Annotated in this window: 21 protein-coding genes; 13 read left to right on the forward strand and 8 right to left on the reverse strand. The window is 52.1% G+C overall.

Going from position 1 to position 23,389, the window contains the following annotated elements; all coding sequences use genetic code 11:
• The first annotated feature begins 156 nt into the window (after positions 1 to 156).
• Both CF651_RS17100 and hisC read left to right on the forward strand, forming a co-directional pair.
• Positions 157 to 1,746: a bifunctional metallophosphatase/5'-nucleotidase gene (locus CF651_RS17100; RefSeq protein ID WP_094016069.1), complete on the forward strand. Its 1,590-nt coding sequence runs from the start codon at positions 157 to 159 to the stop codon at positions 1,744 to 1,746.
• Between the two features lie 197 nt (positions 1,747 to 1,943).
• Positions 1,944 to 3,059, forward strand: a complete 1,116-nt coding sequence (gene hisC, locus CF651_RS17105; protein WP_094016070.1) for a histidinol-phosphate transaminase — start codon at positions 1,944 to 1,946, stop codon at positions 3,057 to 3,059.
• Positions 3,060 to 3,236: 177 nt separating this feature from the next.
• Here the strand turns inward: hisC and CF651_RS17110 are convergent, their stop codons facing one another.
• Entirely contained in the window at positions 3,237 to 3,827 is a 591-nt protein-coding gene (locus CF651_RS17110; protein ID WP_094016071.1) for a xanthine phosphoribosyltransferase, read from the reverse strand.
• Between the two features lie 299 nt (positions 3,828 to 4,126).
• Here CF651_RS17110 and CF651_RS17115 point away from each other — a divergent pair, with 299 nt between their 5' ends.
• The 5 genes from CF651_RS17115 to CF651_RS17135 all read left to right on the forward strand — a co-directional run bounded on the left by CF651_RS17115 (position 4,127) and on the right by CF651_RS17135 (position 8,612).
• Positions 4,127 to 4,915, forward strand: a complete 789-nt coding sequence (locus tag CF651_RS17115) for an alpha/beta hydrolase (protein ID WP_094016072.1) — start codon at positions 4,127 to 4,129, stop codon at positions 4,913 to 4,915.
• 3 nt (positions 4,916 to 4,918) lie between these two features.
• Positions 4,919 to 5,764 (forward strand): 5-oxoprolinase subunit PxpB, encoded by an 846-nt coding sequence (pxpB, locus tag CF651_RS17120; protein ID WP_094016073.1) that lies wholly within the window; start codon positions 4,919 to 4,921, stop codon positions 5,762 to 5,764.
• Entirely contained in the window at positions 5,761 to 6,777 is a 1,017-nt protein-coding gene (locus tag CF651_RS17125) for a 5-oxoprolinase subunit C family protein (RefSeq protein ID WP_094016074.1), read from the forward strand. The genes pxpB and CF651_RS17125 overlap by 4 nt, the downstream gene beginning before the upstream one ends.
• Before the next feature lie 539 nt (positions 6,778 to 7,316).
• Positions 7,317 to 7,604 (forward strand): CD3324 family protein, encoded by a 288-nt coding sequence (locus CF651_RS17130; RefSeq protein ID WP_094016075.1) that lies wholly within the window; start codon positions 7,317 to 7,319, stop codon positions 7,602 to 7,604.
• 219 nt (positions 7,605 to 7,823) lie between these two features.
• Positions 7,824 to 8,612 carry a LamB/YcsF family protein gene (locus tag CF651_RS17135; protein WP_094016076.1) on the forward strand — a complete coding sequence of 263 codons (789 nt, stop codon included), beginning with the start codon at positions 7,824 to 7,826 and terminating at the stop codon, positions 8,610 to 8,612.
• Positions 8,613 to 8,634: 22 nt separating this feature from the next.
• On the opposite strand, the gene CF651_RS17140 is transcribed toward CF651_RS17135, so the two are convergent.
• Both CF651_RS17140 and CF651_RS17145 read right to left on the reverse strand, forming a co-directional pair.
• The gene (locus CF651_RS17140) at positions 8,635 to 9,396 is read right to left on the reverse strand and encodes a sulfite exporter TauE/SafE family protein (protein ID WP_094016077.1); all 762 of its coding nucleotides are present in this window, start codon (positions 9,394 to 9,396) and stop codon (positions 8,635 to 8,637) included.
• A 238-nt stretch (positions 9,397 to 9,634) separates the two neighbouring features.
• Positions 9,635 to 9,775 carry an N-acetylmuramoyl-L-alanine amidase gene (locus tag CF651_RS17145; protein WP_094016078.1) on the reverse strand — a complete coding sequence of 47 codons (141 nt, stop codon included), beginning with the start codon at positions 9,773 to 9,775 and terminating at the stop codon, positions 9,635 to 9,637.
• Between the two features lie 165 nt (positions 9,776 to 9,940).
• Here CF651_RS17145 and CF651_RS17150 point away from each other — a divergent pair, with 165 nt between their 5' ends.
• Complete coding sequence (locus tag CF651_RS17150) at positions 9,941 to 10,324, forward strand: gamma-glutamylcyclotransferase family protein (protein WP_094016079.1); 384 nt, start codon at positions 9,941 to 9,943, stop codon at positions 10,322 to 10,324.
• A gap of 15 nt (positions 10,325 to 10,339) precedes the next feature.
• Here the strand turns inward: CF651_RS17150 and CF651_RS17155 are convergent, their stop codons facing one another.
• Positions 10,340 to 10,726, reverse strand: coding sequence for a hypothetical protein (locus CF651_RS17155; RefSeq protein WP_245855972.1), 387 nt, complete (start codon positions 10,724 to 10,726; stop codon positions 10,340 to 10,342).
• Positions 10,727 to 10,919: 193 nt separating this feature from the next.
• Between CF651_RS17155 and CF651_RS17160 the strand changes: the two genes are divergently transcribed.
• A complete protein-coding gene (locus CF651_RS17160) occupies positions 10,920 to 11,300 on the forward strand; it encodes a response regulator (RefSeq protein WP_094016081.1) in 381 nt (126 codons plus the stop codon).
• Positions 11,301 to 11,382: 82 nt separating this feature from the next.
• Complete coding sequence (locus CF651_RS17165) at positions 11,383 to 13,071, forward strand: diguanylate cyclase (RefSeq protein WP_094016134.1); 1,689 nt, start codon at positions 11,383 to 11,385, stop codon at positions 13,069 to 13,071.
• 164 nt (positions 13,072 to 13,235) lie between these two features.
• On the opposite strand, the gene CF651_RS17170 is transcribed toward CF651_RS17165, so the two are convergent.
• Both CF651_RS17170 and CF651_RS17175 read right to left on the reverse strand, forming a co-directional pair.
• The gene (locus tag CF651_RS17170; RefSeq protein ID WP_094016082.1) at positions 13,236 to 14,162 is read right to left on the reverse strand and encodes an aminoglycoside phosphotransferase family protein; all 927 of its coding nucleotides are present in this window, start codon (positions 14,160 to 14,162) and stop codon (positions 13,236 to 13,238) included.
• Positions 14,163 to 14,434: 272 nt separating this feature from the next.
• Complete coding sequence (locus tag CF651_RS17175; protein ID WP_094016083.1) at positions 14,435 to 15,475, reverse strand: ribonucleotide-diphosphate reductase subunit beta; 1,041 nt, start codon at positions 15,473 to 15,475, stop codon at positions 14,435 to 14,437.
• A gap of 183 nt (positions 15,476 to 15,658) precedes the next feature.
• On the opposite strand from CF651_RS17175, the gene CF651_RS17180 reads away from it, so the two are divergent.
• Positions 15,659 to 15,964 (forward strand): hypothetical protein, encoded by a 306-nt coding sequence (locus CF651_RS17180; protein ID WP_094016084.1) that lies wholly within the window; start codon positions 15,659 to 15,661, stop codon positions 15,962 to 15,964.
• Between the two features lie 156 nt (positions 15,965 to 16,120).
• Here CF651_RS17180 and CF651_RS17185 read toward each other — a convergent pair whose 3' ends face one another.
• Together CF651_RS17185 and CF651_RS17190 are read right to left on the reverse strand one after the other, a co-directional pair.
• A complete protein-coding gene (locus CF651_RS17185; protein WP_094016085.1) occupies positions 16,121 to 18,346 on the reverse strand; it encodes a ribonucleoside-diphosphate reductase subunit alpha in 2,226 nt (741 codons plus the stop codon).
• A gap of 649 nt (positions 18,347 to 18,995) precedes the next feature.
• Positions 18,996 to 20,876, reverse strand: a complete 1,881-nt coding sequence (locus CF651_RS17190; protein WP_094016086.1) for an LTA synthase family protein — start codon at positions 20,874 to 20,876, stop codon at positions 18,996 to 18,998.
• A 232-nt stretch (positions 20,877 to 21,108) separates the two neighbouring features.
• Between CF651_RS17190 and CF651_RS17195 the strand changes: the two genes are divergently transcribed.
• On the forward strand, positions 21,109 to 21,519 hold the full coding sequence (locus CF651_RS17195; RefSeq protein ID WP_094016087.1) for a DUF2203 domain-containing protein: 411 nt from the start codon (positions 21,109 to 21,111) through the stop codon (positions 21,517 to 21,519).
• Positions 21,520 to 21,578: 59 nt separating this feature from the next.
• Positions 21,579 to 23,249 (forward strand): copper resistance CopC/CopD family protein, encoded by a 1,671-nt coding sequence (locus CF651_RS17200; RefSeq protein ID WP_245855974.1) that lies wholly within the window; start codon positions 21,579 to 21,581, stop codon positions 23,247 to 23,249.
• Positions 23,250 to 23,389 lie beyond the last annotated feature (140 nt).

A 23,389-nucleotide genomic window follows, 5' to 3' on the forward strand; every position in this document is an offset into this window, starting at 1 on the left:
CAAATCAACAGTAAATAAATTATGAAAATAGCATGTAAAGATTAATTTATTAGCGAATGATAGCTTTCATTGAACGTGTGGACCTATTTTTGCTATAGTGGAAGCACAGGAGTCATGCTTAATATTGGAAAAAGTTCAGGCTGGAGATGATTATAGATGGAAAATAACGACAGATGTAAGCTTACGATATTACAAACCAGTGATATCCATGGAGCACTGCTGCCGATACAGTATGCAAATAATGGGCCGACGCAATCCGGATTTGCCAAGATTGCTTCACTTATCGAGCAGGAACGGAACCATAATGGTTATGTGCTTGTGATGGACAATGGGGATTTGATTCAGGGGACACCGCTGGCTTATCACCATGCGAAGCTGAATGCCGATGCTCCGAATCCGATGATCCGCTGCCTGAATGAAACAGGCTACGACGGCGCGGTTATCGGCAACCATGAATTTAATTATGGGATGGATATATTGAACAAAGCGGTGCGGGAATCCCGGTTTCCGTGGCTTTGCGCCAATATTGTGGATGAGGCGACCGGCGAGCCGGTCTTCGGAAGTCCCTATCGCATCTTTACATCGCCCGAAGGGGTGAGGGTTGCGGTGCTTGGCTTGACAACCCATTACATTCCTCATTGGGAGAAGCCGGAGCATATTGCCGGGCTTCGTTTTGAGCATGCCCTGGAGTCGGCAGCCAAATGGGTGTCGAAGATACGCCGTGAAGAGAAGCCCGATGTGATGGTTGTTTCGTACCATGGCGGCTTCGAACGGGATTTGCAGACAGGAGAACCTACAGAGCCTTTGACCGGTGAGAATGTAGGCTATGCCTTGTGTACCGAGGTGGAAGGGATCGATGTGCTGTTGACCGGCCATCAGCATCGGACGATAGCCCGGGAAGTCAATGGAGTGACCGTTGTTCAGCCGGGCAGCCAGGGGACGAAGCTTGGCAAAGTGCAGCTGGAGCTTGAGCGCCGTGACGGCCGCTTTGTCGTGCTGAACAAAAGCTCCGAGCTCCTGTCGCCGGAGGGGCAGGATACGGCCGCATCCATCGTGGAGCTAGTCTCCGAGGATGAGGCGTTAACCCAGGCATGGCTGGATACGCCGATCGGCAAGCTCCTCGGCGATATGCAGATCACCGACCCGATGGCCGTCCGGCTGAAGGAGCACCCGCTCATTGAATTCATTAATAAAGTACAGATGGACATATCCGGTGCCCGGATCTCCAATACGGCTTTGTTCGACAATGTGTCCCCGGGCTTCCCTTCGGACATTACGATGCGGGATATCGTATCCAATTATATTTATCCGAATACATTGCAGGTGATTCGGATTAGCGGTCAGGACATTAAGGATGCGCTGGAGCGTTCGGCATCGTATTTTGCGACGTACACGGGTGAAGGTCCGGTGAGGGTTAATCCATCGTTCAGTGAACCGAAGCCGCAGCATTATAATTATGATATGTGGGAAGGCATTCAATATAAGCTGAACATATCCCTGCCGGAGGGACAGCGTGTCGTACAGCTGGACTATGAGGGGGAAACGCTGGATCTGAACGCTGAGTACGACGTGGTAATGAACAACTACCGCGCTGCCGGCGGAGGCAATTATACGATGTTCCAGAGCAAGCCGGTCGTGCGCGATATTCCTACGGATATGGCGGAGCTGCTGGCCAGCTACATCATGGAGCGGGGAACGATCGAAGCATCGCTCAACGCGAACTGGGAAGTTGTCTGGAACAGCTAGCCGCATTGAAAGTAGATGTACGTTCAATTAAAGAGCGTTACTGAGAAGGAGCTGCGTATGCGGCTCCTTTTTGCGTCTCTACAAGCTGCCATACAATAGATGGATGGTAGGAAAATGAATTTATACTTTACTTAATTAATGCGTTAATGTATCATCTAATTATCGCAGTAAAATTTCAATGGTTGGGAGAGGGAACGATGATCGACGAAATCCAAGTGCAGGGCCGCAAAATATTACAGCAAATGAAGCCTTATTCACCCGGCAAGCCCATCTGGGAAGTACAGCAGGAATTAGGTATTGACTATGTCGTTAAGCTGGCCTCCAATGAGAATCCGTTGGGCCCATCGCCCAAGGCACTGGAGGCGCTAGCGGCGTTTCTTCCGGAGCTAAACCGTTATCCCGATGCGGGCGCAAAGCTGTTGAATCAGGCCCTTGCCGCACAATTAAACCTGCAGCCGCAGCAGCTGATCGTGACAAACGGAGGCGACGAGCTAATTACTCTCGTTGCGGAGACGTTCCTCGAGGCGGGGGATGAAATCGTCGTCCCATCGCCAACTTTTAGCGAATATGAATTTGGAGCTACCTTGATGGGGGCCAGCACCGTCAGCGTTCCATTGAACGATGATTACAGTTACGACATATCCGCTATTCTGTCTTCGGTAACGGAGCGTACCAAGCTTGTATGTATTTGTTCGCCCAACAATCCGACGGGAACTTACCTGGGCAAAGAAGACCTCAAGCGTCTGCTCGATGCGCTGCCGAAGCGGGTGCTGGTGTTGTTCGATGCAGCCTACACTCATTTCGCGTCTGCGGAGGATTATACGGACGGGCTGGAGTTCGTCCGTGCGGGATACCCTATCATCGTGCTCCAAACCTTTTCCAAAATATACGGCCTGGCCGGCATACGCGTTGGCTTTGGGGCGGCGTCCGTGGAGCTGGTCAGTCAAATATATAAAGTGAAGGAGCCCTTCAACGTCAATGCTCTGGCACAGGTCGGAGCCGCGGCGGCCATAGCGGATAAGGAGCACGTGGACAAATCCCGGAAGCTGAATGCGGCGGGCCGGGAGCAGCTGTATGGGGCGTTTCGAAGGTTCGGCCTTCGTTATACGGAAAGCATGGCGAATTTTATATTGGTTGAGCTTGGACCGGATGCGCAGACGATCTATGAACGTTTAATGCAAGAAGGGGTCATTGTCCGGTACGGAGTCGGTTGGGGACTACCCGGGCACGTAAGAATATCTGTAGGCACGCAGGAGGAGAATGCATTTCTCATTGAGAAGCTCGGGGGGATCCTGGCGAAGGACGGTCAATAAGCAGCAGGGGCATATTTGAATCCGGTAAACCGAATTGTAATGTGCCAGCTGCCGCGCCGGTCTTACTGATTCGTATCCGACTGTAGAAAAAAGATGGAGAAGCGGGGGGAAGGGGCCGGCAAGCCCCGCTGAAGCGACCCGTGAGGTATGCTCACCAGACGCTTTCTGTCACACAGGCTAAGGCTGCATGACATTGTTTTCAACGAAAGTGACTTGTCCCTTCTCCAGAGAAGCGATTCGTACAAGGGACTCTACCCGGTAGCCTGCATCCAGCAGCTTTTGCCGCCCGGGCTGGAACGACTTTTCAATCACAATGCCGATGCCTGCAACGCGGGCCTCGGCTTGTTCGACGATACGGGCCAATCCGAAAGCGGCCTCTCCGTTGGCCAAAAAGTCATCGATAATGAGGACATTGTCCGTGGGGTGCAGAAATTTTTTGGAGACAGTAATTTCATTGCTTACCTGCTTGGTGTAGGAATAGACCGTTTCCGTATAAATATCGCTGGTCAACGTCAGCGACTTATGTTTGCGCGCGAACAGCAGAGGAACCTGAAGCTGCATAGCTGTCATCATGGCCGGTGCGATGCCGGACGATTCAATCGTTACGACCTTGGTAATCGCTTCCTCTGCGAACAGGTCCGCGAATTGCTTTCCGACAGCCAGCATGAATGCCGGATCGATCTGATGGTTAAGAAACGCGTCGACTTTCAGCACTTGATCGTTCAGTACAATCCCCTCGCGACGTACCGTATCCTGCAGCAATTTCATTATTAGCGCCTCCTTTGTTTTCCAGCGGGTCAGCGGATGTCAAAATGGTATTTGGCGATCAAACCCGCCATAGAACGCGGTCGCACATCTTGAAAGACGGCGAAGCCGGTTATCCTTGTTCGGTATAGGCTGTTAAGAGGAATTATAAACGATGGCCGGGCGGTTTGCCATATCAGAGGCGGAAGCCGTCTCTTTTTCCTGAAAAAGGATGCAACTCGGATTTAGCCTGTAGTATGATTTAAGCAGGGCTTTGAATCTTACTTATCTGCAAACAGAATCGTTTGAGGAGGAAATAGACAATGAGTCTTTTATTATGGCCCAATGGGACGCCGAACGCCCTGGGGAACGCTCAGGAGGACATGCCTACCTTAGTCCCTTACCTGGTGCAAAGCAGTGAACCGGCAGCGGCGGTTATCGTATGTCCGGGAGGAGGCTACGTCCGCAGAGCGAACCATGAGGGAGAGCCGGTAGCTTTATGGTTGAACTCGCTCGGCATTTCCGCTTTTGTCGTGCATTATCGCGTAGCTCCTTACAAACACCCGAATCCATTAATGGATGCGCAGCGCGCCATTCGTACGGTGCGGAATCAAGCGCGGCAGTGGAATGTCGATCCTGGCCGTGTCGGCATCCTCGGATTTTCGGCGGGCGGGCATTTGGCCTCCTCGGCCGGTGTTCACTTCGACCAAGGCCGTCCGGATGCGGAAGACCCGATCGAGCGTGAGAGCAGCCGTCCCGATCTGCTCGTCCTGTGCTACCCGGTCATCAGCTTCGGACCTGACGCGCATAAAGGCTCGCAGGTGAATCTGCTGGGCGAAGAAGCGGACACATCGCTTCTGGAGCTGATGTCGACCGAGCGTCAGGTGACGGAGGAGACCCCGCCGGCGTTTTTGTGGCACACGGCGGATGATGCATCGGTTCCGGTCGAGAACAGCATTTTGTTCGCTTCGGCTCTAAGCCGCAATAAGGTGCCTTTTGAGCTGCATGTATTTGAAAGCGGCCGACATGGGCTCGGATTGGCGGAGGACCTGCCGGAGGTTCGGGCATGGACGGATGTATGTGCCAATTGGCTGAAGAAGCAGGGGTTTTAAACGATGGAAGCCCGTTATGAACTGTATCCTCTGGGGGAGAGGGCGGTCGTGATCCGCTGGGAAGGCGGAATTACGGAAGCGATGCAGCAGCGGGTCACGGAAGCGCAGCGGCTTTTGGAGTCAGGCACCCTTTCAGCGGTACAAGAGCTGGTTCGGGCTTATCGCACGATCACGGTGTTTTATGATCCGCTCCGGCTCTACAGGGAAGAACGGCAGCGAATGAGCTTGACGGGGAGGGTCGGTGCGATCGCTCCCTCGGACAGCGATCAGACTGGGGAGCCTCGTTCCCCTTACCGAATCGTATGCGAGTGGATTCGTACCAGGCTGCGGGAAATGGAAGAGCCTGGCGCCGGAAGCGGGAAGAGAGGGGAAGGGCACGAGCGCAGATTGACTGTTCCTGTCTGCTTCGGCGGGGAGCATGGGCCTGATCTGGCGTTGATTGCGGAGCAGGCTGGTATGACCTCCGGGCAAGCGATAGAGCTGTACTGCTCGGTGGAGTATATCGTACATATGATCGGCTTTGTCCCTGGCTTTCCTTATATGGGAGGACTGCCGCAGCCTTTGGCGGCTCCGCGCCGGAGCGAGCCTCGATTGAAGGTGCCTGCCGGCTCCGTCGGTATTGCCGGTGTCCAGACCGGCATTTACCCGCAGGCGATTCCCGGCGGTTGGCAGCTGATCGGCCGCACGCCGGTGCGATTGTTCGATGCATACCAGGAGCCTCCCGCGTTATTCCGCTCCGGAGATCGCGTTCTTTTTCAACCGATCGGGGCAGCGGATTTTGAAAGGCTTCATCGGGAAGCGGAGCACGGCGGTAAAGCGCTGCTTCCTTCCGAGGAGGATCGCCGATGACAATCGAGGTCTTAAAGGCAGGACTGTTCACCACCGTCCAGGATCAAGGCCGGTTCGGCTACCGCGGTGTCGGCGTTGTCACCAGCGGAGCCATGGACGGGTTCGCCCTCCGTGCGGCGAACCTGCTGGTCGCCAACGCGCCGGACGCCGCGGCGCTGGAGCTGACGCTCACGGGCGCGACGCTGGCGTTCCACCGCGACGCGCTCGTTGCGCTCTGCGGCGCGGAGCTGGACGCCCGCGCCGCAGAGGCGGGGCCGCCGCTGCCCGGCTGGCGGCCCGTGCTCGTGCGCAGCGGCACCGTGCTGCGCCTGGGTTCCGCGCGCCGCGGTGCGCGCGCGTACCTCGCCGTGGCGGGCGGCTGTGCGGTGCCCGCCGTGCTCGGCAGCCGCAGCACGCACGTGCGCTCGCGGCTCGGCGGCTTCGCCGGGCGGGCGCTGCAGCCGGGGGATCGGCTGCAGGCCGGTCCGCCCTCGGCCTCGGGCGCCCGGCTCGCAGCCCGCTTGGCTGCGGCTTCGCCGGAGGCCGCGATCGCCCCGGCTGCGTGGGCGATCGCGCCGGGCGCGCGTCCGCCGTATGCGGAGCACCCGGCGGTGCGCGTGCTTCGCGGGCGTGAGGCGGAAAGCTTTGCAGGAGGGAGCCTGCAAAGCTTTCTCTCCACGCCCTACGCGGTGGCCCCGCAGTCGGACCGCATGGGCTACCGGCTGCAGGGCGAGCGGCTCGAGCTGCGGGAGCCGCTCGAGATGATCTCCGAAACCGTGACGATGGGCACGGTTCAGGTGCCGCCGGACGGCCAGCCGATTGTGCTGATGGCCGATGCCCAGACCACCGGCGGCTACCCGCGGATCGCGCAGCTCGCCGCCGTCGATTTGCCGCTGGCCGCTCAGGTCCGGCCGGGCGGTACGCTGCGTTTCAGCGAAATCACCCTCGAAGAAGCGCAGGCCCTTTTTGTTGTGCAGGAGCTTCAGCTTCAACAGCTGGAAGCGGCGGTCCGGATGAGGATAAATTTGTTATAACGATTCTTTCGCTTGAAGGCCCGGCCTGTTTATGAGTTAATAGTTATGTAGCAGGCCAGCTAACACTCAAAGAAAGGAGTGATCAGGTACAATGATTTCACAAATGGAGGTGATCTCTGCTTAATCGCAGAGATCCCATAAAACGAGGGAGGCTTTAGGGCCTCCCCCTAATTTCTAACAAACGATGGACATAGCACCCGTCCATAAGGTATAATTTGGGAAGTAATCGGAATCATGAAATTATGACGAAAGGAGTGGCGTTCGATGTATGAAGGCACAATCATGAGAAAAGGGTTTTGGCTGAATTGAATAAGCATTTTCTCCATCACCGTCACCTGACGTCATTGACATGAAACCATGACATATACGGACACCCAGGCACGAGTCGGCTGATCGTGTTTTTTTGTTGTTTGTAGAGGTTGTTCAAAAAGTCCTTTTGAACTCACACTTCATAACCTTTTCAGGAGGTGTAAAGATGAAAATGCTTATCTCTTTCGCTACGTCGCTTGCAAGTAAAGCACGGAAGGAGGATTTCATCGATGGGGTACAAAAACGGAAAGGATATTCTTCCCCCTAGCCTGCTGAAGCAATTGCAGGATTATATTCAGGGCGAGATTATCTATATCCCGAAGAAGGAACAGACGCGCGCAGGCTGGGGAGAGAACAACGGCACCCGGCAAACGATCCAGCGCCGTAACCATGAAATATTCAAACTGTATGAGAACGGCTTGACTGTAACCGAGCTCATTCAAAAATACCATCTGTCCGAGGACAGCATCCGTAAAATTATCGTAAAAACCCGCGTGGTCGTCGCCGCCCAGCGTTAACTTGGGGCGGCCTGGCCCAGGCAGGCTTTTCATATAAGGAATGACCTAAAAAAAGCCGAGAGGCTTTTTTTATTTTTAAGGAACACCCATCCCCTTCCGTCATGGCACGGTCACTTAGGGCATAGGCTTGCACGGCGGCAGGGGGGACCGGTTGTTTAAACTGTGTCTTATCGTATATGCTTGAGCTGGGAATGAATAAAACCGATGGGGGGAAGCTGCATGAGCGGTATCATCGAAGAGCAGCGGAGAAAGCCGGCTCGGATCGACCTGAATTGTGATTTGGGAGAAAGCTATGGTCCTTACCGAATTGGGCAGGATGAAGCCCTGATGCCCTATATTTCCTCGGCTAATATTGCCTGCGGGTTTCACGCCGGCGATGCCGCGGTCATGCGGCGGACGGTTCGGCTTTGCCTCGAGCACGGTGTAGCCATCGGCGCACACCCGGGACTGCCGGATTTGGCGGGGTTTGGCCGGCGGGCGATGCAGATTTCCGCGGACGAAGCATATGAGATGGTGGTATACCAGATCGGAGCGTTGATTGGATTTGTAAAGTCGGAAGGGGGCGTCCTGCGGCATGTCAAGCCCCACGGGGCTTTGTACAATATGGCGGCAGTCCGGTTGGACTTGGCTGAGGCGATCGCAGAGGCCGTGTACAAGGTTGATCCGGAGCTGATCTTATACGGCTTGTCCGGCAGCCAGCTAACCCGGGCGGCAGCAAATCGTGGATTAAGGGCGGCTGAGGAGGTCTTCGCGGACCGAACCTATCGTTCCGACGGTACACTGACGCCAAGAACGGAGCCCGATGCCGTGTGGCACGATGCGGATTCCGCAGCTGCACAGGTGATTCAGATGGTGAGCGTCGGCCAAGTGAGAACGAGAGAGGGCGGTATGATCGGTGTGAAGGCGGATACGGTCTGTATCCACGGTGACGGACCGCATGCGGTTGCTTTTGCTGAGACGATCCGCCGTCGGCTGGAGGGTGCGGGAGTCAGGGTGAGCGCACCCTGACGGGTCGTGCGGCGGACCGTCCTTAAATCAGCTTCAAACCGCTGATAAGTATGATCGCCGCCATGAGTGTTCTTAACGGTTTGGCGGGCAGTTTGGCGGATAAGCCGCTGCCGAGGAGGACGCCGGGGATTGAGCCCAGCAACAGGTTGAACGCCAGGCCGTAATCGATATTTCCGAATCCGGCATGCATGATGCCTGCGGCCGATACCAGAAGAAAGGCATGGGCGATATCCGTGCCGACCAATTCCGCAGCCGTCATCCGGAAGAAAAACATCATCGCAATCGCAAAGAGTGAACCGGAGCCAATCGAAGTCATCCCGACGATAAAGCCGAGAGCTGCACCGATCCCGATGGTCAGCCAGATCTTTTGCTCCAGCGGTTTATTTTGCAAGCGGCTGCCTTCCATACGGCCGAACCACTGCTTTGCGACGCTTAGGATGGCAACAACAATAAGTACGATACCCAAGGTATGCTTTATAATGGTCTCTTGAATCGCGTGAAGCGGCGGATACAGCTCCAATAACAAGATAGCCAGGATTGCACTCGGCACGCTGCCGATAGCCAAATACAGCACCAGCTTAAACTGAATGGTCCGTTGACGGTAATGCTGAATGCTGCCGAACAGCTTTGTAATCGAGTTGTAAAATAAATCGGTAGCGACGGCTACCGTTGGTTGTATGCCCACTAAGACTAAGATCGGTGTCAGTAAAGCGGCTCCTCCGACCCCTGTTAAACCTACGAGAAGGCCAACAAAAAGCCCCATAAGTGCAATTGTCCAATCCATATGATCCACCCCATGCATTTGAATGCTCTGAATAGTTATGTGCTTATTATAAATCCTACTAAGATTATCGGCAATATGAGATTTGAAAAATATATAAATTTTTTTGATTCAAAATCACTGATTTTACTATATGAGGGCGGGTGCCCTTAGGTGAGTCCGCCTGCACATGAAAAAAACGCCGGCTCCCTATTTGGAAGCGGCGTTCGATGTGGCATTGCAGGATTTCGGTTAACCGGTATTATTCCTCCGGCTGTCCGGAAGCTTTGCGAAGCTCGTTCGCCAACCGGTGAAATTCGGCTTGGGCTTCTGGGGAATCGGTACAGCTGTAGGCTGCCGACAAAAAAGCAATGATTTTATTGGCGTCTTCCGCACTCAGCATAGGATCAACTCCTCCTTTCCGAAACCGGTGCTGCAGGAATGGATATTGTAGATTATGCGCAGAAAATAAGATTGGCTACGGACACATCTTCGTCGGCTCATGTTCTGTTTTTGCGGCCTGTGCTATCCTTAGCCTAAGGGAGTTATTTTTAACAGGAGGCTTGTTATGATTTGGGTGTTTGTTTATGGAACGCTGCTTGTGGGAGAAATGAATCATCAGGTTGCTGAACCTTATGTAATGAAAGTGGAGGGCGGCAAGGTTCGGGGCAGGCTGGTGGATTATGGACCGTATCCTGCATTGGTGCCGACAGTCGAGGATGAATGGGTAAGAGGGGAATGGCTTTTGGTGACGGAGCCGGGACTTGAGCAAATGGACATGCTTGAGGAATATTACGGGCCTGAAGGCTGTAATGATTATGAGCGGGTTTGGATCCGCGATGCCGAGCGGCAGGAGCGGGAGGGCTGGGTATACATATGGACGGATGCGCGTGGCTGCTCCCCCATTCCCGGTGGCTGCTGGCGTACTTACCTGAGAAATAAAAAAGCTTAAGCGAACATCGTTCGCTTAAGCCCTTCTTGGCATCTGCCTCTGCCATTCATCACGTTCGGATTTTTTGATGATTTCAGTCATCCGCATCACGACCGAGGCGGTTTCCTCTTCCCCGAAAAGCTGCTGCAGCTGTGAAAAGCAGACATTATCATGGAGCAATTTCCGCGTGACGGATGCGTCCCGGTACCATGCCTCGGTAATAGCGAAGTGGCCTTCCTTCTTGAGCCATACCTCATGGTAATAATTCTCTTCCGCGTTTTGTACTTTAAGAGACATGTAACAGGCGGACATGGGAATTCGCGGATCGGAAATTCGCTGGTTCACTACGGAACCGGAGGCTACCGGTTGGCCGAATACAACGCACTTCGACACTCGTTTAAATAAGATCTCGAAATTTTCCACTGCAAGCCACATCCTGAAAGTTATTTTCAATAGTCATAAGGGTCCATTTTATATAAAATTTACCTAAAATATCGTCGTTTCTATTATTTTACCATAGTTCTAAAGTATTATAAATACATGATTTTGAACCGATAAAATTGAAAGAGTGATATAATAGAGCAAACTTATTTGGACTACAAGGAGACATCCGGGGATGGCGAACTATCGTATTTTATTGGCTGATGATGAATCAACGCTGCGCTTTCTGTTAACAGAAACGTTAGCTATCGAAGGATATGACATTACGGAAGCGGAAGACGGTAAGGAGGCGCTGGAGCTGATTCAGACGCAATCCTATGACTTGATCATCCTGGATTATATGATGCCTGAGCACACCGGTGTGGAGGTATGCGAATGGCTGCGCAATCAGCCCAATCCGAACCAGCATAAGCCTGTCATTTTACTTACGGCCAAGGCCTTGGAGAAAGATAGAGAGCGTGCCAGAGCAGCAGGGGTGACCACGTATATTGTCAAGCCGTTCAGTCCGCTGCAGCTTATGGATACCGTGGAACAGCTAATCCAACAATCGAATTAACTCATTATTTGACCCGACTGGAAGTGAGTGTGTGTTGCGGCAGTCATCGGAAGATGAAAGGATCAGGAAAGAAGCGAGGCTGATGAAAGAAGGCCGTAAGCGGTTTGTGGCCGAGCTTCGCAAGCAGCTTAGGGAGCTGCAGGATTTATGTCAACTAAATCCGGCCGAGTCTTTCATAGGCTTGGATGAGATGAACCGAATTTATAGAATCGTACATACGATAAAAGGCAGCGCTCCTATGTTCGGCTTTGTCCGAATCGGGTCGGTTGCCGAGAAGCTCGTTCATCAATGGGAGTGGATTCAAGAAAGCGAAGCATTGGCGCTTCCGGCCGCCTCTGTTATTCAGCGATACCAGGCAAGTGTGCTGAACGGAGATGGACTGCGCCGGCAGCTGTCGATGGAGCTTGATGTTTATTCGCACGAGCTGGAGCTGGATGAAGAGCAAGAGCACCGCAGCAAGACTTCAGGCTATTCTTCCAGCAGTCGGCTGCTGGTTATCGACGACGATGATGTGCTTCGGTCTTATTTGGTAAGGCGGCTGAGGCTGGAAGGCTATGAGGTCGACGATACCTCTACCGTTGAAGGAGCCCAAAGGCTGCTTCGGGAGCACTCGTATGAACTGATTACACTGGATTTGATGATGCATCCTCAATCCGGTTATGCTTTATTTGAATTTGTAAAAGAGGACCCGACCCTGAAATGGGTACCGTTGGTTGTTTTATCCGGCCGGGACGATCTTCATGATAAAATACGATGCTTTTATTTGGGAGCCGACGACTATGTAACGAAGCCTTTTGAATATGAAGAATTAAGTGCGCGGATTTACAGCTTGCTGAAGCGGACCAAAAATTTTGAACAAATGGCATTTCGCGATCCCCTCACCGGGGTATATAACCGCCGATTTTTCGACCATCAAATCCAGGTGGAGCTGAAGCGGGTAAGCCGCTATCCTGCATCGATTTCTATGGTGTTTATCGATATTGACCGGTTTAAATGTATTAATGATAAGCACGGACACCATGTGGGGGATATTGTTCTGCAGGGCATGGCTCATATGCTGCAAAAGCATTTGCGGGCAACCGACCTGCTGGCCCGTTTTGGCGGCGAGGAGTTTGTTGTTGTTCTCCCAGGTACGTCCGCCGTGGATGCAAAAAAAGCGATCCATGCCATTCTTCAGCAGGCACACAAGGAGCCTGTGGCCCAGTATGAGGGACAAGCTTATTATATTACTTTCTCCGCGGGCGTGTGTGAATGGTCGGAGGGAATGGAGCTCGAGGATTGGATCAAACGGGCGGACGGCGCTATGTATACGGCAAAGCAGAGCGGGCGAAACCAGGTGCTTCTATATGAAGAAGGGATGACGACAACGATTCTTGCGTCTCCTGAATCCGGACTTCAACGCAAGAAAGTGCTGATTGCCGACGATGATCGTATTTTGCGTTCGATTCTGATCTCCAAGCTTCAGCATCTGCCTATCGATTTTGTCGAAGCCGCAGACGGGCTGGAAGCGCTGGATAAAATGACACAGCAGTTTTTCCATTTATGTATATTGGATGGGGTGATGCCTCGCCTGGACGGCATTGAAGTGCTGGAAAAGCTCGGAGCGCGAACGAACCGGGCAGAGGGGCTGCAGGTGCTTCTGCTGTCCGGCCGAAGCAGGGAAGAGGATGTGTCCCGTGCCTTAGAGCTGGGGATCGAAGCTTATATGCACAAGCCGTTCTCTATGGTCGAGCTGGAAGTGAAAGTAAAGCAGCTGTTGAAACTGGTATAAGCTGAACCTGAGTCAGATGCTGTATATTTATGCTCGCTGCTGTATGGGCGGATCAAACGAAGCCTCCTGGCCCCACACGAAACTGTGGCGGTTGTGGAGGCTTGTTTTTTGGGAGAACAGGCTTAAGGTGGAGGATTATTCTTTCTCGATCAGCAGCGCCCGTCCTAAGTTGCGAGATGAAGCAGCCTATCGAATCGCGCTGCGGCATGCAGGCTGTTCTCCATACCTCCGGTCTGGCTCTCGATGCACCACCAGGCCGACAGTATTGCATGGCAGTAGCCCCAGGCGTATACTCTCCGTGGGTTCAGATTCAGCTCCTGTGCAAACAGCTCTGCTCTTCGCTGAATGATGAGGTCCCGATGCTGCTCCGCCTCCGGCAAATGATTCATGAGAAAGGAGATGACCTCATATTCAGCCTCTCCAATGACACCCTTCGGGTCAATGGCCAGCCAAGGCTCCCGCGCCGCGGACAGAATGTTTTCATGGTGGAGATCGCCGTGCAGCAGCTGTAATGTGGAGACGGAGGACAGCAGCTCCTGGTACCTTGCTTCGGCTTTAGCAACCATGTCCTCAGGCATAGGACCGGTCCCACCGTTGAAATGGAGGCGCAGCTTCTTAAGGCCTTGAGCCCAATCGGCTACCGATGGGAAGACGGAGCTGGCAGGAGCCGGTGTTTTCAAACGGCGCATGACCTGGGCGGCGATCCGGGTCGCTTCTTCGTCATCCTGAATGGACTTCAAGGTTTTACCGGGCTGCAGCTTTTCGATTAACAGGATGCCGCGACCGAGGTCTGCATCGAGCCATTGGACCATACCTCGACCTTGATACAGGCGCAAAGCGGACAGCTCTGTCACACTTTCTTTGGATGGGACACTGAGCTTTAACACAGCCTCCCGGCCATCCTCGAATCTGACGGGGGCAACGAAATTGAAGGAGAGGGGATAAGGACTTGGCGGTGCTTGCACCTGTAAAGACCATTTCTGCTCGCAGTGCGCAAGCAATTCGTCGAATTCGCGCAGCCACTGCTCTCCTTTTTGTCCATGAACGCCTAGGATGGTTTGAACAAGCTTTTCGGGCAGCGGGTAAGGCAAAGGGGTTCCTCCTCTGCAAGAATAGTAAAGTCTTCCATTTTACGATAGCACACAAGGCTTTTGTGCAGCAATGTGCGGAACACGAGGTTGATGCAAGAAATGCCATGCGTAATGAATAACTTCATTAAGGGGGCAATCCTGTAAGGTGAAAAAAAGACACAGCCTGTCGATGACAGTGCCGTGCCTTTGTATACTATAAAGATCATCGGGTGCTTCTGGAGCCTGCGGATTGCCGTTGAATTGCAGCCGACTGTCGGCTTGCGGCCTTCAGCTTATAGATCGTCCCAGTTGAGGCTGGAGGATTTGCTGTAGTTCGTTACTTTTTGCTCGAAAAAGTCTGTTTTCATGGTGTTCATGTTGCTGAAGCTTTCTACCCACTTCATCGGGTGCTCCGTGATTTCGGGGAACAGAATTTCCAGACCGAGGTTTCTCAAACGTTCATTGGACAAGTACTTAATGTATTGATCGATGATCACATTGCTTAGTCCGCTGATGTTATTGTTCGTAATGTATTGACCCCACTCGATTTCATGCTGAACCGCCGTGTTCATCATTTGACGAAGCTCTTCGACGAGCTCGTCGGTGAATACATCAGGGTTCTCTTTGCGGATTTCACGGAAAATATTTTGGAACAGCGCCAAGTGTGTCAGCTCGTCGCGCTGGATATATTTAATTTCGGAAACGGTTCCGAGCATTTTTCCTTGACGTCCGAGGGCGTAGAAGAAGCTGAAGCCGCTGTAGAAGTACAAGCCTTCCAGGATATAGTTCGCCATGATAGTCTTCATCAGGTTCTTCGTGGAAGGATCCTCGATAAATTTCTCATACAAGTCGGTAATGAACCGGTTGCGGCGGAGCAAATGCTTGTCTTCCCGCCACTGGTTATAGATATCGTCGCGGGCCTCGGCCGAAACGACGCTGTCCAGGATGTACGAGTAGCTTTGGCTATGCACGGCTTCCTGGAACGTTTGTACCGTTAGGCACAAGTTGACCTCAGGAGCAGTAATATATTCGTTGATGTTGGGCAGGTTCGCCGTTTGCAGCGAGTCCAGGAAAATGAGGAAGCTAATAATTTTATCATAGCTTTGGCGCTCTTCCGGCGATAAAAACTTGTAGTCCTTTGCATCCTGGGCCAATGGAATTTCCTCAGGAATCCAGAAGTTGTTCATCATCGTGCGGTACATTTTGGTGGCCCAGTCATATTTGACGTTATTGAGCTCAATCAGATTCGTCGTATTACCGCCGATCATGCGCCGTTTGCCCCAGTCGCGGTCTCCGTGCTCGTTGAATAGTTTCTTTTTACTAAGTTGATCCAAGTGTGGCTACCCCCTAAATCCCCCAAGGGGGACCCCAAGGGGCGCTGCCCCCTGGACCCCCTGTTCGGGAGAGTTACTTTGTATTGGTTGGGAACGCGTCTGTGAGCCTAAACGGCGGCTATTCAGCCGCGTTTAGGCTCACACGCTTCACGGTGGTGCGATGGTTCGTTGGGTGGTGCATGGGTGCTTATGCTCGTTTACGTGCGCCGCTGTTCCTTGCTGACGCCCGGAACAGCGGCTTACACGCTCTACGTTGTGCAGGTGATGCTGTGGGCAGAGCGGAGGCAGAGCGCTTCGCTGCTGCCGGGACGCGGCACAAGAGCCGTGCCGCGGGATGGCCAAGATCAAGGGCCAGATCAAGAGCCAGATCAAGAGCCAGATCAAGAGCAGGGCAGATCGCTTCGCTGCTGCCATGGTGAACAGCTGCCTGTTCACCGAACTTCTTTCTACCCCCAGGCAGGAGTCAGTTGGACAACGGGTGGAAAGTAGCGTGAAAATGTATTCATGTCAGGTATGAAGGGAAAAGGGAGCGGAGGGAAAGTTCACGGTGGAGTACCCTTCCCTTTTCCGGAATACCGTCTCTCATGATTACATTTTCACTCACAATTCTTTCCCTGTCATCAGACTGACTCCTATTATACCCATTTAGGCGGAGCAGCTTACGCAGTCCTCGACTTCAAGGCTTTTATTGCGGACGTAGTAAACGGTTTTCAAGCCATTCTCCCATGCAGCCATGTACAGCTCAAGGAATTCCTTGGCCGAAAGCTCCGGCGTGATGTACAGGTTAAACGATTGCGCCTGGTCGATATGGCGTTGACGTGCACCTGCGGCTTTGATGCTCCACAATTGATCGATACGGTGTGCTTCCTTATAGAACCACATGGTTTCGGCATTCAAGTTCGGAGCGGTTTGCGGAATAACCGCATTTTTCTTTTCTTCTACGAAAAACTTGTTGAAGATCGGGTCAATCCCCGCCGTCGAGCCGGCGATCAACGAAGTCGAAGCGGTAGGAGCAATAGCGAACATCCAGCCGTTGCGTACACCGTACTCAGCAACCTGTTTTTTGAGCTCCAGCCATTCCGGGCTGTTATAGCCGCGGGACTCGAAGTAAGTGCCGGTTTGCCATTCGCTGCCCTCGAACATACGGAACGCGCCTTTTTCCTTCGCGATTTCCATCGAGGCTTTGACCGCATAGAAGTTCATCCATTCGTACACTTCATCTGCTTTGACGACATGCTCGTCCGATTCCCACTGGATTTTCAACTGAGCGAGCATTTGATGATACCCGCTGGAGCCGAGGCCGACAGCACGGTATTTTTTATTCGTAATTTCCGCTTGCGGAATAGGATAGTAGTTCAAGTCGATGACGTTATCCATCATCCGCATTTGCGTTGTGACGACACGCTCAATGTCTTCTTTCGTATATACACGGCCCAGGTTCAAGGAAGAAAGGTTGCACACGACGAAGTCGCCGCTCTTCACTTGGTTCGTAATGATGCCGTCCTCATGCTGCGTCTGGATCAGCTCGGTCGGGCTCATGTTCTGGCAAATCTCCGTGCACAGGTTGGAGCAGTAGATCATGCCGGCATGCTTGTTCGGATTTGCACGGTTCACCGTATCACGGAAGAACAGGAACGGTGTACCCGTTTCGAACGAAGAAGTCATGATCCGCTTCATGATATCAATAGCAGGTACTTCCTCTTTGGAAATTTTGTCGTCCTTGACGCATTCCCAGTAACGGCGTTCCCACTCTTCGCCCCAGCTATCCTCGATGGAGTAGCCTTTGGCTTTGCGTACCTCGTGAGGATCGAACAAGTACCAGGTTCCGCGTTCTTGAACGGTTTTCATAAACAAATCAGGGATACACACGCCCGGGAAAATATCGTGCGCCTTCATGCGATCGTCCCCGTTGTTCGTTTTCAAGTTCAGGAAGTCGAAAATATCTTTATGCCATACGTCGAGGTAAACGGCTACGGCACCGGAGCGAACACCCAGCTGATCGACGGCGATCGCTGTGTTGTTGTAGTTTTTGATCCAAGGGATTACGCCGCCGGCGACGTTTTTGTAACCGCGAATGTTGGAGCCGCGGCTGCGCACTTTGCCGACATAGATCCCCATGCCGCCGCCATGCTTGGATACTTGCGCGAAGCTTTGGTCGACGTTGTAAATGCCCCACAGATTATCCGGAACGGTATCGATAAAGCAGCTGGAAAGCTGATGCAGCGGTTTACGCGCATTGGCCAGCGTCGGCGTAGCTACGGTCATTTCCAGGCTGCTGAGCACATCGTAGAACTGTTTGGCCCATTTCAGCTTGTCCGCTTCATTCATAGCCAAATGCATGGCAACACCCATGAACAGCTCTTGGGGAAGCTCAAGCACTTCTTTATCCAGGCCGCGGATCAAATAACGGTCAGCCAATGTTTTGAGTCCGATATAGTTAAGGAGATAATCGCGTTCCGGCTTAATATAAGAGCCGAGCTCGTGAATCTCTTCCTTCGTATAATGCTCCAATATGTAACGCCCGTACAGTCCCATATCTGTCAAATATGTGATGAGAGAGTAGAGGTCACCGTATCCGAAATGTCCGTATTTGCGGTTCAAACGGGCTTCTTTATACAAATCGTAGGCAAGCAGCTTGGCGGCAACATATTGCCAGCTCGGCTGTTCTACGCTTGTTTTTTCTACGGCTACTTGAATAAGAAGACGTTGGATCTCTTTCGTCGAAATCCCGTTGCGGAACAGCGGCAGCAGGGCGGTTTCAAGCTCCAGCGGATCGCATTCCGGGTAAGTCTCGCAAGCGAAGTCGATTACTTTTTTCATCTTTGAAAAAACTAACTCTTCTTGGGTACCGTCTCTTTTTACGATGATCATCTACAACTACTCCTTTTTTCGAGACAAGATAGAAACTACTAAATACATGGCTATCTATGAAAGTTTTGAAAAAAACACAGGCAAATAAAAAGCATGAGGCTCATACCAGAGGGAGCCGTTCATGCTCTCTACCTAGACAAACGGGCACCGCCCTTTGCAGGACGGTGAATCCGTTTATTCATTCATTAAACTGAAGCTGCGTTGAAGAACTATCATGCTTATACTATGTCTTCATACTAAATCTGGGGAATTGCCGGCTGTAGCCGGGCTTTATGTAACGCATGTCGACGAAATATGTCGTGCATGGTTGTTATTTCCACAATATCTAGTTGTCTTTAAAGCCGTAAATTGAATTTACCTCAATATATGGTGTCTGTCAATCTAATAATTTTCGACACGAAAGGTATCGCCGGGGGGAGGAAAACGGGCCAAAACAGGTTGTTTTCGGGGGATATCCGCTATTTTTCGGACATTTAGGGATCAAAAATGGGAGGGGAATTGTGGGAAAAATAGTCGCTTAGACCTACGCGCCAAACTATTGAAATAAACCTCTGTTCGAGGTCTTTTGAAAAGGAGCGGGTCACGCTGTAGAGACAGGTTGATCTGCCCAACGGAAACCGATTCATTGGAAAAAAGGAAGCTGCCCCCCTTATTCGCGCTTGGGAAGCAGCTTGACATACTCATCGGACATGCTCATGAGCCTCATGATGTAGTTATAATCTTTGCGAAAGGGGGTAAGATCTGTTACAGGCTGGAGCGAACGGATAGAAACCGCGGTGCCGTCGTCGAAGCCTTTGCCGGGGACGAATAAAATATCGTCGTTGAAAAAGGAGCCGGTAGGCAGATAGTATCGCATGCCGAATGCGTTTTTTTGAATGTTCAACAAATCCTGTCCGAAATGGATGAAGTTTTCGTCATCCAGCGAAATGCCCATCAAGTTGGCCAGCGTCGGCATGATGTCGAGCTGTCCGCCTACCCGGTCGATCGTCTGCCCCTGCGTTTGACCGGGAATATGGACGATCAGCGGAATGTTGAACCGGGTAATGTATTCGTGATAAGGAATCCCCAGCTCTTGGCTCAACACCTTGGTATCGTTATCCTGCGGCTGCAGCCCAAAATGGTCACCGTATGCTATAAGCACAGTGTTGTCCCACAGCCCGGCTGCCTTCAGCTTTTCAATCAATGTGCCGATCGCATAATCGGTATAGTTGATCGACAGCAGGTAGTCTCCCAGCTGCTTGCCCTCAACGGATGCCGGCAAGGTCATCTTGCGGCGGTCATCCGGAATTTTGAACGGGTAATGGCTGGACACGGTGATAAACTGGGCATAAAACGGTTTGTTTTGCTTCTGCAGCTCCGTCAGCTTTTCGACCCCTACGCGGAATAGTTCCTCATCGGACGCCCCGAAGGAGTTGAAATGGTCGTCCGTGTAATTGGGCTTATCGTAGTAGCGTGTGAAGCCGAGCGCAGGATACAGCTTGTTGCGGTCCCAGAAATGCACCTCGTTCACATGGAACGTGTTAGCTTCATACCCGCGCTCTTCCAGCAGCCTAGGCATGCTCGGCAATATGCGGTCTCCGTAGCCGGTGGACATCGGTATGGTGCCGGTAGGGTAGATCGATGTATTGGACATGAACTCGGCATCCGAGGTGTTTCCTTGACCGACCTGCTGGAATACATGGGGGAAGTAAAAGCTTTCCGAAGCAAGCTTGTTCAGCACAGGCGTTACTTCCTGGTTGTTGTAGTTCAGATGTATCGGGAAGTTCTGAAAGGCTTCCATTTGCAAAACAATCACATTGCGGCCCTGCTGGGAGCCAAAATAGGCCGGCTTGCCGCTTGTATCCGGCTGAATGCCGTAATTGAATCTCGTCTGGATGCGGCTGACGGCCAATACCGCCTGCTCGATACTTGTAAATTTGGATTCAGTGTCCTCCTTCATCCCTTTAAAAGCAACAGACATCTCGTAATTAAGCAGGCCCAGCTGTTCGGCCCGTACCAGCTCATTGGTGATGTTGTTGTCAGAGCGGATGAAATAAACGGAAGCTCCCAGGCTGTTCAGCCAAAGCACGATCACTACGTACCTTCTAACCGCGCGTTCCTGCATCAGTCTGAAACGGCGAATACCCGGGATCAGCTTCATCACGACAACCAGGATGAAATCCGCAAAAAACAAAAAGTCCTCCAAATGCAACGATGCCTTCACACTTGACGATATATGAATCAACTGTTTGATCTCAGCGATGGCCGTGTAGGTAACGACAGAACCGAAATGCTCAAAGTAAAGGGTTGCAGCAAGAAAAATAAGGGAAAGGATGAAATTAAGCCCCCAATAGGCGCCTTTTTTCATCCTTCTCGGGAAGACCAGCTCGAACAAGCTTGTCAGCACAAGCACGCTTGCCAAGTCGACCAGCCACCACTTCAAATCGACGGTTTTGAACAAAAACAGTCGAAGCAAGCCCAGCTTCAACCATAGTAAAAGAGAGAAGATGGCATAGGGGCTTCTCCAAATTTGATTTTTTGTATTTTGCATTCCTGCAGGGCCTCCAGTAAGGTTTCAATTCAACCCGTCGCCGACTTATTTTTATCCTCATTCATTGACGTTTTATTGCCGATATAAACCTGGCAGCAAAAGTATGACAGTCCCGTGAAAAATTTGGTTTGCTCCCCGGGAATATGCTAAAGTAAGAAAAGCTTATGCACCAAATTGCCTATATTCAATATATGTTCGTACCATCGATTCCTTTTGGAGGAGGTTGAACCCGATGAAGCCGACTTATTTTACGATAAGTGAAGCAAACGCGATGCTGCCTATCGTCAAGCTCGAATTGGAAAAGCTCCAGGCCATCAAGCAGGAGTTTAGAGAAAAATATGAACAGCTCCGGCAATTAAAGGCGTACCACCGCGAATACGGTGTTGTTTCCGAGGAGGGGGATCCGTATTTTACGCTGGAATGCGAGATGGACTTTTTGCAGGTGGAAGGTAATACACTACTACAAAGCTTTGAACTGAAGGGCGTACAGCTGAAGGATCTGGATACCGGTCTGATCGATTTTCCGGCCATGATTGACGGGGAGGAAGTGCTGCTCTGCTGGCGCCAGGGCGAGGAACGTGTGGAACATTATCACGGCTTGTACGATGGTTTTGCAGGAAGGAAACGGCTGAGCGGAGACTGATTTGTTTCCATGCCGTCATCTCCGAGTATTGGGAGCGTCTGTAAGGAGGATTTGTAATCATGGGCTTGCTCATCAGGCCGGAACGGGAGCACGGGTATTCAATGCGTTGGTTGAAGCTGTCGCTTGCCGTTTTACTGGCCGTACTATGTATGATAACGATACCTCACCAAGTGTCCGCTCATGCGACATTGGTAGAGTCGGTGCCCGCAGCCAATGCGGAGCTGGACCAAGCACCCTCTCAGGTGGTGCTGACGTTTAATGAAAGACTGGAAGACGGCGCTTTCTATATTCGAGTGCTGGATACCAACAAGAAGCCGGTTACGGCAGCCAAGGCAGAGTTGAACGCAAATCATACGGCATTACAGCTTCATCTGCCCTCATTGGCGAAGGGCAACTACCTGGTAACCTACCATGTAATTTCGGCCGACGGACATCCAATTGACGGTACGTATTTATTCGCGGTTGGCCAGCCGATCAGCGCTGCTCCTGTCGATACGTCTGGGGGGGCGAATCACCTTCATTCCAATGGGCTAAGCACAGGCTTAAGCTTTGAGGATGCCGTTCAGTTTATTTCAAGGGTTTTCTATTACATGGCCATGCTTGCATTCACAGGCTGGCTGCTCTGGCAGCGGTTGGCTCCGGGTCGAAGTGCCGCCGTCCGAACGTATCTCATGGGCTGGGCTGGACAGCTGCAGCGCATTTATTTAATCGTATTCATCTTTTTTATGTTTACTCATGTATACGCTTTGATCGGTGACGGCGGAGCGGACGCCCTACAGGCTATTTTTACCAGCACGGGTGCGGGTTATATCTGGATAGCCTCATTGCTCCTGTCACTTCTCGGATTCGTGGTTTTGTACCGGAGTCTGTGGATTGATATCCTGTGGGCGGCGAGCATCTGGCTGACCAAAAGCCTGAACGGTCATGCCTCCGTATTCGAGCCCAAAGCACAGACGATCGTGCTTGACATGCTTCACTTGGCCGCGGCTGCCCTGTGGGTAGGAGGGCTGGTCATGCTTCTGGTGCTGTGGCGTAAGGACAGGGAGGAGGGACTTGCCTTCTTTCCCCGGTTCTCGGCGACAGCCTTATATTCCATCGTCCTGCTGATGGTAACCGGTGTTTTGTCGGTACTGATCTTTTTGCCGAATCTTACATATATTATTGAAACCGAATGGGGACAGCTTCTTCTTGCCAAAAGCGCACTCGTCCTTCTCGTTGTTGTGACGGGTATGATTCTTCGCAGCATATACCGTAAACGCAGGCTGAAGCAGACGGCGCTTTTTCTTGGCACAGATGCTGTGCTTGCTGTTCTGATTGTCGGGATCGTCGGGATCTTCACATATTTGACGCCGCTGCCTTCCAATAAGCCGTTAAACTGGCACGTCATGGGCGAGAAAATTCATATGACCGCCCAAATTACGCCGAATGTTCCCGGAGTGAACGATTTTACGGTGAAGGTGTGGCTTCCTGAGAAGCTGGGCAAACCGAAGCAGATCCTCATGAAGCTTCAGGATGCCAAGGCTTCTGAGATTGCACCGCTGGAAGTACCGCTCGTCTGGACAGAGGATAAGAGCGGCGTGCCCGAGGACTCATACGGCGGCCTTTCCAAATATATGTACACAGCACGCGGCGCCTATCTTCCTTACGCTGGATATTGGAACGTAGAAATTCGCGTGATGGACAGCAATGATGATGAGACGGTGTACAATAAGCAAATCCGGCTCTTTTAATAGAAACAAAAAACAAAGCCGCACTTTCCTCGCGCCCTAGGGGTTTAACCTTCGGGACGAGAGAGAGTGCGGCTTTGCTGTGTAGTGGAGGATATTCTGGAGGCGTGCTTGTTTTGTGAAACAATGTTGCAGCAGCGGAG

Origin of the sequence: Paenibacillus rigui, from assembly GCF_002234615.1 — a bacterium.
Classification (GTDB): domain Bacteria; phylum Bacillota; class Bacilli; order Paenibacillales; family NBRC-103111; genus Paenibacillus_S; species Paenibacillus_S rigui.

Excerpts from the sequence above, each read along its gene's own strand:
- CF651_RS17100 (WP_094016069.1), top strand. The coding sequence starts at position 157 with ATGGAAAATAACGACAGATGTAAGCTTACGATATTACAAACCAGTGAT.
- hisC (WP_094016070.1), top strand. The coding sequence starts at position 1,944 with ATGATCGACGAAATCCAAGTGCAGGGCCGCAAAATATTACAGCAAATG.
- CF651_RS17110 (WP_094016071.1), bottom strand. The coding sequence starts at position 3,827 with ATGAAATTGCTGCAGGATACGGTACGTCGCGAGGGGATTGTACTGAAC.
- CF651_RS17115 (WP_094016072.1), top strand. The coding sequence starts at position 4,127 with ATGAGTCTTTTATTATGGCCCAATGGGACGCCGAACGCCCTGGGGAAC.
- pxpB (WP_094016073.1), top strand. The coding sequence starts at position 4,919 with ATGGAAGCCCGTTATGAACTGTATCCTCTGGGGGAGAGGGCGGTCGTG.
- CF651_RS17125 (WP_094016074.1), top strand. The coding sequence starts at position 5,761 with ATGACAATCGAGGTCTTAAAGGCAGGACTGTTCACCACCGTCCAGGAT.
- CF651_RS17130 (WP_094016075.1), top strand. The coding sequence starts at position 7,317 with ATGGGGTACAAAAACGGAAAGGATATTCTTCCCCCTAGCCTGCTGAAG.
- CF651_RS17135 (WP_094016076.1), top strand. The coding sequence starts at position 7,824 with ATGAGCGGTATCATCGAAGAGCAGCGGAGAAAGCCGGCTCGGATCGAC.
- CF651_RS17140 (WP_094016077.1), bottom strand. The coding sequence starts at position 9,396 with ATGGATTGGACAATTGCACTTATGGGGCTTTTTGTTGGCCTTCTCGTA.
- CF651_RS17145 (WP_094016078.1), bottom strand. The coding sequence starts at position 9,775 with ATGCTGAGTGCGGAAGACGCCAATAAAATCATTGCTTTTTTGTCGGCA.
- CF651_RS17150 (WP_094016079.1), top strand. The coding sequence starts at position 9,941 with ATGATTTGGGTGTTTGTTTATGGAACGCTGCTTGTGGGAGAAATGAAT.
- CF651_RS17160 (WP_094016081.1), top strand. The coding sequence starts at position 10,920 with ATGGCGAACTATCGTATTTTATTGGCTGATGATGAATCAACGCTGCGC.
- CF651_RS17165 (WP_094016134.1), top strand. The coding sequence starts at position 11,383 with ATGAAAGAAGGCCGTAAGCGGTTTGTGGCCGAGCTTCGCAAGCAGCTT.
- CF651_RS17185 (WP_094016085.1), bottom strand. The coding sequence starts at position 18,346 with ATGATCATCGTAAAAAGAGACGGTACCCAAGAAGAGTTAGTTTTTTCA.
- CF651_RS17190 (WP_094016086.1), bottom strand. The coding sequence starts at position 20,876 with ATGCAAAATACAAAAAATCAAATTTGGAGAAGCCCCTATGCCATCTTC.
- CF651_RS17195 (WP_094016087.1), top strand. The coding sequence starts at position 21,109 with ATGAAGCCGACTTATTTTACGATAAGTGAAGCAAACGCGATGCTGCCT.
- CF651_RS17200 (WP_245855974.1), top strand. The coding sequence starts at position 21,579 with ATGGGCTTGCTCATCAGGCCGGAACGGGAGCACGGGTATTCAATGCGT.